This window comes from Nocardia sp. NPDC050408 (genome assembly GCF_044458905.1).
In the GTDB taxonomy this organism is placed as follows: Bacteria; Actinomycetota; Actinomycetes; order Mycobacteriales; family Mycobacteriaceae; genus Nocardia.
Window position 1 is genome coordinate 1 of sequence record NZ_JBITIL010000047.1, and the last position, 6,970, is coordinate 6,970.

A 6,970-nucleotide genomic window follows, 5' to 3' on the forward strand; every position below is an offset into this window, starting at 1 on the left:
TCACCATCGGTGACCTCTTTGGACCCCGGCGCAGCCAGCTTCTCCCCAGGCTCCAACCGATCATCACGACGGTCTTTAAGAGCCGGTAATTTGTCCTCGGTTTTGGGGCTTGGGTTACTGTCTGCCGGTTTCGGCGGATCGAACCCATCGACTTTTACATTCGAGATGTTACCACTAGATTTGTCGGATACGTCAGAGTGGCTTACATCGAGATTGTCTCCCTTGTAAGAGTAGAGGTTTCCATCGGCGTCTATGACATTTTTGTCTTTATAATTTATTGCTCGATAATCACCACCGCCCTTGCAATAGTAGGGCTGCAGATTTCCGGCGCCGTCTTCAGCGTAGTAGTACCCCGCCTTCTCCGGTGTACTACCGGTGCCATCGACTAGGACCCACCCTTTATCCTTGGTGTACTGATAGAATGACCCAGCGCTCATTTCACCTCTCAGCCACGCAGATTAGTATCGGACAAACGCTCCGAATCGACTGGCGGTACCGCAGGCACCCGCTCGGAAGCGATGGGCGAACGATCAGCCGCAACCGTGACGTGTGTCCCCGCCACACCCCGAACCTGAGCCCGCTCCGGCGCCGTCACGGCCGCCGGCGCATCCGTGAATGCCGGATGTTGCACAACCTGCTCGTATGCGTAGACCGAGTCCCGCAGTTGTTGCTGGCCGGGTTCACCGTCCAGCAGCAGTATCAGTTCAGTGCAGCGGCGCTGGAAGACGAGGGTCCGCAGAGCATCCGCGCCGGCATCGACACGCAGATCCCCGAGTCCGATGCGGGCGACATCGAGGCTGCGCGCCGACAGAGTGTCAGCGAGCCGATCGTCGGCGTCGCGCAGGTCGTGCCACCATTGCCGCGGAATCTGCTGCCCGGCTTGCAGATTCGTCAGGATTCGGTCGCGCAACTGCGTAACTTCGATCGCTTCGGCCGGAGCGCGCCCGGTGCGGGCGAGACGCATGTGTGCGTCAGCGGCCAGTTCCAGGCAGCGGCCCCACTGCTGGGTATCGGGAACGGTGGCAATGTGTTCCATCGCACCGACGGATCCGGTCAGCCCGAGTCGGTCGGCAGTGTCGGATGTGGGCACCCGCAGGTCGACGTCATAGGCGGGCTCTACCATCCCCTCGGTGGCCACGTTGTCGAGCTGAGCGCGCAGTCCGGGATCGATCGGACCGGACGCCACCAGCGCCGTGAGTGCGACACCGGCCTTCGGCCCCCACACCCGACCGAACTCCACCAATACCCGGGCCGGATCGGCGATCCCCTCCCATGCTGCGGACGGGCTGCCGGTGCCGTCATCGAGCATGCGATCCCAGAGCCACGGGGTGGACACCGCGCGCGGCAAGTATATGCCCGCTGGCAGCCACCCGCGGCCCTCGTTGGTGGTGATGAACAGGCCCGCGCCGGACGGGCCGCGCAGCGCCGCCACCGCCCACGCCGCCCCGGCCACCTCCGAGTCCACCGAGCCCAGTACAGAAGCCAACAGAGTGCGGGCGACCAGCAGATCGTCGTATACCGGTTCGCCGACCACGTGAGCAGGGTTGGCGGTGCTTTTCCGCGGCGCAACCATTGCTGCGGCGGGGGGTATTACCGCGCCGGATCGTGGTGCTGCGCCAGTAGCGCCCGACGACATCGGCGCCGAATTCACGCCAACCGGACCAGACGGACCAGGCCCGTGGCCGGACGGTCCACCGATCGGACCGGGCGGTCCACCACCGGGACCGGATGGCCCACCACCCGGACCAGCCGGTCCCCCACCGGGGCCAGATGGCCCGTCACCCGGTGGTGCCACCGCTGCGGCGGTTGAAATCGGGGCCGGACCAGGTGGGATGGCGCCGGGTGGTGCCGCCGCGGCGGGGAGGGGCGTGGTGGCCGGCCCCGTCACCGGTGGAACTGGGGCACCGGGCCCAGGCAGGCCAGGGTCGGTTATCGGAGCGCTGGGATATGTCCGGTTCCCTCCCGGCGGCCCGCTCGGGCCGGGCGGAGGGGAACTCGGGCCGGGCGAGCTGGGACCGGGCGGAGCTACGACCGGGCCGGGAACCGGGGACGGCCCGTCGGTACCAGGATTACCTCCTACCTGGCGAATCTGCCGACCGCCGTGACCGTCGGCGCGCTCCATCTCGTCGGCGGCCGCACGCAGGTCTCGCGCGGCGCGGTGGTGCTTGTCGGCCATCGCGTTGCCGGCGCGTTCGCGGGCCCCGTAATACCCCTCTATCGCGCTGTGCACCTGCGCAGCGATCGGGCCGTTGCTGGAGCCGAACTTTTTCAGCCAGTCCGACGGCTGCCGTGCCCAATGCCGCGCTCGCTTCTCGGCCTCGTCATGGCCAGCGGCCAGCCTGCGGAGCGCATCGGGATCCAAATCCAAAATGTCCGACATCGGTCAGGCCGCCCTGTCCCGGTGAGGCCAGATCTTCATCGCGCCCCTTTACGCCGGGTCCGTCGCATCGGGACGATCAACGGGGCGAGACGAGGACGGCGGGGCTACCACACCCGCGGGCGGGCCGGCGGTCACGCCCGGGGCCGTGACGCCGGGCGCCGAGACCTGTCCGGCGCCCACCGGCCGAGCGACAACCTCGTCCACCGCCGTCGAAACCGCCGCCGGAACCTCGACGAATCGTGGATGTTTCACGATTTGCTCATGTGCGTACACCGCGTCGCGCAACTGCTGACGAGTGGTTTCCTCGGCCAACAACAGGACCAACTCGTTGCACCGCCGCTCGAATACCAACGTGCGCAATCCGCCGTCCGCGTCGTCGACCCGCAGGTCCCCGGGCTCGACCCGGCCGACATCGACCCGGCGCGGCATGATCGAGGCCGCGAGCAGATCGTCGGCGTCGCGCAGTTCGTCCCACCAGGATCTCGGAATATCGCGGCCGGACTGGACCGCGGCCAGAATGCGGTCCCGCACCCCACGTGCGACCGCGCCGTCCGCGGGGAGGTCGCGGATCCGGCCGACCTTCGCGTGCGCGTCCGCCGCCAATTCGACGCAGCGTGCGCGCAGAGCCGAATCCGGCACGGCCGCGATCTGCTCCAGCGCCTCGACGGAGCCTGCGAGTCCGAGCCGATCGGCGGTGTCGGGGGTGGCCACCCGCAGATCGACGTCATAGGACGGTGCGACCATGCCCTCCATCGCGACATCGTTGAACCGTGCCCGCAGGCCGGAATCGATCGATCCGGACGACACCACCGCGGAGAGCGAGGCTCCAGCCTTCGCGCCCCACGCCAGCCCGAATTCCACCAGGACGCGCGCCGGGTCGGATACGCCCTCCCATGGCGATGCCGCCTCCGCGGAACCGGCGCCGAGCATTTCGTCCCACAACCATGGCGTGGACACTTCGCGCGGTAGATACAGCCCTGCGGGGAACCAGCCGCGGCCCTCGTTGGAGGTGATGAATACCCCCACACCACCCGGACCGCGCATCACCGCCACGGCCCAGTGCAGGCCGAGCACCGACGAGTCCACCGCCGCCAGCACGGCGCCGAGGAGGGTGCGCGCAACCACCAGGTCGTTGTTGACGGCATCGCCGACCACGTATGCCGGTGCGGCCTCCTTATCCTTCGCGGCGGCGACGGCCGACGCGAACGGCGTCGCCATCGGTACGGGCGGCAGATCGCCCGCCGCGCTGACACCGGACGAACGGTCCGACGTCCGGTCGTCCGGACCGGGGCCGGAAGGTCCACCGCCGGGTCCCGCGGAGACCGACGACACGACGCCGCCGGGCGGTGTCACCGTCGGACCGGACGGACCGGAAGGTCCGCCACCGGGGCCACCGCCAGGGCCACCAGGCGGCACAGTGCCCGACGTCGGCGTCGACACACCCGTCCCGTCGGGCCCGGTCGGTGCCGCACCGTTCGTCGTCGGGGCGCTGGTTGCGGGCCCGACACCGACCGGAGAGTCGTCCGAAGCGGGAGTCGAACCAGGCTGCTGAGTACCGCCCGGCACGTTATCGGACGGGCTGGTGTTGACGGGCGAGTGACCGTTCGGCGAGGCGCCGTTCGGCAGCGACGGCGAGGTTTGCGGCAGCCCGTGCGAATCGGGGCCGTTCATGATCCGGCGGACACCCGCGCCGCCGTCGAGGTCGGCTTGTTCGAACTCTCGAGCGGCCTTGCGCAAATCGTCAGCGGTCTGCTTGTGCTCGCGCGCCAGCGCGAGACCGGCGCGCTCACGCGCGTCGTAGTACGCTTCCAGGGCTTTATGGACCGGGTGGGCGATCGCGCCGTAGCTGTCCGGAAACGTCTTCAACCACGTATCGGGCTTCTTGGCCCATTCGATCGTATCGTCGTGGACCCGGTCGTGCTGATTCGCCAGGTCGTACAACACCTGAGGGTCGATTTCCATACTGCCGTCCGGCATATGCGATCAGATCCTTTCCCGCCACCCGACGCCCACCATTGTCGATCCTTCCCACGGTTGGGGATGTCGGAGGAGGTCCTAGCACTGGGAAAATTCGGACAATGGACGGCCGAATGGATTCAGATATCTCGCGCGCGAAGCCGTTTGCGCGGGCCCGATCGGCACGAGCACACCTAGGAGATCGACATGGCCGAATCGCTATGGGCCGATCTCGACGCCATGCGCACCTCCTCGGCACATCTCGATGGGGTCGCCGACGAGGTCGCACGGATGGTGGCCGACCTGAAAGCCGATCTCGCCCGTGAAGGCGAGTTCTGGGGTGACGACGATCCCGGAAAGATGATCGCGGAGTCGTATGTGCCCGGCGCGGACCGTGCCATGGAAGGTATGCAGAATCTGGCCGAAGCGGTGCGGGCGATACAGAGCCAACTCGCCAGCGCCGCCGAGACCCTCGCCCAGCAGGACCTCGGCGCCGCCAAGCACGTCGGCAACGCGAATCCGACCACACTCGCCACAGATCTCGACGGATCCGGGACGGGTGGATATCGAACGCCGATTTCGACACCGACCGTCCAGCCGACATCGCAAGGATCGATACCGGTATCGAATCCCGACTCGACCACAACCGATCGTCCAACGGTCGACGCCCCGGCCGCGCAGCACGAGTCCGCGCAGTCCCCATCCGCCCAGGCACCGTCGGCGCAGTCCCCGTCCGAGAATTCCGCGACGCCGCAGTCGGATTCACCGGCCGATAACGACGGGCGTAACGCGGACATGAATGGAAACGGTGGGACCGATGGCTCGCAGGAGCCCGCGAGTGATTCGGAATCCACCGGCACTACCGCCGCGCCAGGCAGCACCAGCGCAGCCCCAGCCACAAATGCTGCCGCCGCGAGCGCCGGCGCGCGAGCGAATCCGGTATCCGCCAAGGAGTCCGGCTCGGCCGCGCGTACCGCGGGCACACCCTGGTCGGGAAATCCGACGAACACGCCATGGTCGAAGTCTCCGGCCGCGCCGTCCCCGGCCGCGTCGTCCCCGACCTCTAGCCCGTCGAACGGCGCGCCACCGCGGGTTTCCCCGCCCCGCCCGGGTGGTCGCCCGAGTACCGAGAAGGATGCGGCGAAAAAGGGCAAGCAGAAGCGGACCGCACCACAGCGGGCAGTGGCGCGGCGGGCTGAAACAGATAGCGAGGCGATGCGGATCGCCACTGAGATGGCCGCCCGGCACAATCTCGAGATACGCGGCTTCGAGACAGCGGGAATCCACGAGAAAACGATGCGCGAGATGGCCGCCGCCCTCGACGCGGTGCTGCAGCGATACACCGTGCCGCTGCACGGGATCGAGATCACCGATCTGGCCGGCGCCGCGTCACGTGTCGAGAATCGAAACACAACAGTGGAATCCGATGATCCGGCACCGTGGATCGTACTGGACCGAGTGACCACCGCGAATTCGCACCTGCCGGGCGTCACGGCACCACGATCGCCGAAAGTCGACCAACCGGAACGACCGATGTACGCGACGATGGTGCGCGCCCTCGGCGGTGTGCTGGATGTCAGCGGCGGATTCCGTGCGCGCGTTGAGGCGCAGCGCACGCTGATCACCGAGTATCTGCGTGTGCACGGTGCCAAAGGCGACACGCTGGCACGTGTGGTCACCGGCTACAAGCTGTGGCGTAGCGCGTTGGGCGATAACAGTTTCCGCAATGGTGTATTCGCGCCTTCCGTAGCGCTCGCAGACGCTTTCACCGCCGTCGAGTTGGATGGCGAGGCGGCGAGCGGACCCGCGAAGACCTTGCATCGGCTGCTGGTGACGATGGCGAAGGCGTCCATCTTCGACGAGTGATGGACCACAACTGGCAGTACCGATGTTCAGATAAGGAGATGGCGTGGACCGATGGAAGCGGGAAGGCCTGCGATCGGCCAATAGCGGATTGCGTAACCAGATCGAGGACCTCCTCGACACCTACGAGCAGCAGCAACCTCGGGTCAGCGAGATGTTCCGGCAACTGGAAGCAGTTCGCGTACAAGCGAACTCACCGGATCAGTCGGTGGAGGTGGTCGTCGATGCCAACGGCGTGCTCACCGATCTCTCTCTGACTCCGGCCGCACTGCGCAAGGCACCTGACCAGCTCGCCCGCACCATCCTTGCGGCGGTCCAGGAGGCAGTCGGTCGGGCCGGTGAACAGCACACGGCGCTGACCGCTCCGGTCGGCACCGAACTCGATAACATGCCGGACCTTTCCGATATTGCCGACGAGGCGCCGAACCTACGCGAGATCCGTGCCTTTTTCCGTGGCGAGGAGAATAGAGCGGAGTGAGGATCGCCGCGCACGGTCGGCGCAGCACTGTCCCCAATTATGGGAACTCACGCCGGAATGGGTCAAAATTAGGCGTGCTGGATCGTTTGCTGGTGGAGAGGGCGGGAGTTTCCTGGCCGTACGGGGTGTGACGGGGTCAGGCCATAGATGACGCTGACTCTTCCGCCGGGGTTGCCTCCACCGGTGATCGACTGTGTCGCCGGACATTTCCCCCGCGGTGATGAAACCGCCACCCGCCGCGCGGCGGACTACTGGTCGGACAAGGCCGAAGAATGTCGCGGCCACGCCGAACA

At 67.1% G+C, this 6,970-nt stretch carries 6 protein-coding genes and 1 pseudogene; 2 read left to right on the forward strand and 5 right to left on the reverse strand.

Features of this window, described 5'->3' with window-relative positions:
- The 5 genes and pseudogenes from ACIBJI_RS42405 to ACIBJI_RS42425 all read right to left on the reverse strand — a co-directional run.
- On the reverse strand, positions 1–437 hold a 437-nt coding region (locus ACIBJI_RS42405; protein WP_364360050.1), incomplete at its 3' end, for a hypothetical protein.
- Between the two features lie 8 nt (positions 438–445).
- Positions 446–1,534, reverse strand: coding sequence for a hypothetical protein (locus ACIBJI_RS42410; RefSeq protein WP_397088837.1), 1,089 nt, complete (start codon positions 1,532–1,534; stop codon positions 446–448).
- 113 nt (positions 1,535–1,647) lie between these two features.
- Positions 1,648–1,782 (reverse strand): hypothetical protein, encoded by a 135-nt coding sequence (locus tag ACIBJI_RS42415; RefSeq protein WP_397088839.1) that lies wholly within the window; start codon positions 1,780–1,782, stop codon positions 1,648–1,650.
- Between the two features lie 316 nt (positions 1,783–2,098).
- Positions 2,099–2,380: pseudogene (locus tag ACIBJI_RS42420) on the reverse strand (type VII secretion target); the annotation flags it as partial.
- A gap of 48 nt (positions 2,381–2,428) precedes the next feature.
- Complete coding sequence (locus ACIBJI_RS42425; protein ID WP_364360046.1) at positions 2,429–4,357, reverse strand: type VII secretion target; 1,929 nt, start codon at positions 4,355–4,357, stop codon at positions 2,429–2,431.
- 186 nt (positions 4,358–4,543) lie between these two features.
- Here ACIBJI_RS42425 and ACIBJI_RS42430 point away from each other — a divergent pair, with 186 nt between their 5' ends.
- Complete coding sequence (locus tag ACIBJI_RS42430) at positions 4,544–6,202, forward strand: hypothetical protein (protein ID WP_397088835.1); 1,659 nt, start codon at positions 4,544–4,546, stop codon at positions 6,200–6,202.
- 43 nt (positions 6,203–6,245) lie between these two features.
- Positions 6,246–6,677, forward strand: a complete 432-nt coding sequence (locus ACIBJI_RS42435) for a YbaB/EbfC family nucleoid-associated protein (protein WP_364360039.1) — start codon at positions 6,246–6,248, stop codon at positions 6,675–6,677.
- The last annotated feature ends 293 nt before the right edge of the window (positions 6,678–6,970 follow it).

Excerpts from the sequence above, each read along its gene's own strand:
- ACIBJI_RS42425 (WP_364360046.1), bottom strand. The coding sequence starts at position 4,357 with ATGCCGGACGGCAGTATGGAAATCGACCCTCAGGTGTTGTACGACCTG.
- ACIBJI_RS42430 (WP_397088835.1), top strand. The coding sequence starts at position 4,544 with ATGGCCGAATCGCTATGGGCCGATCTCGACGCCATGCGCACCTCCTCG.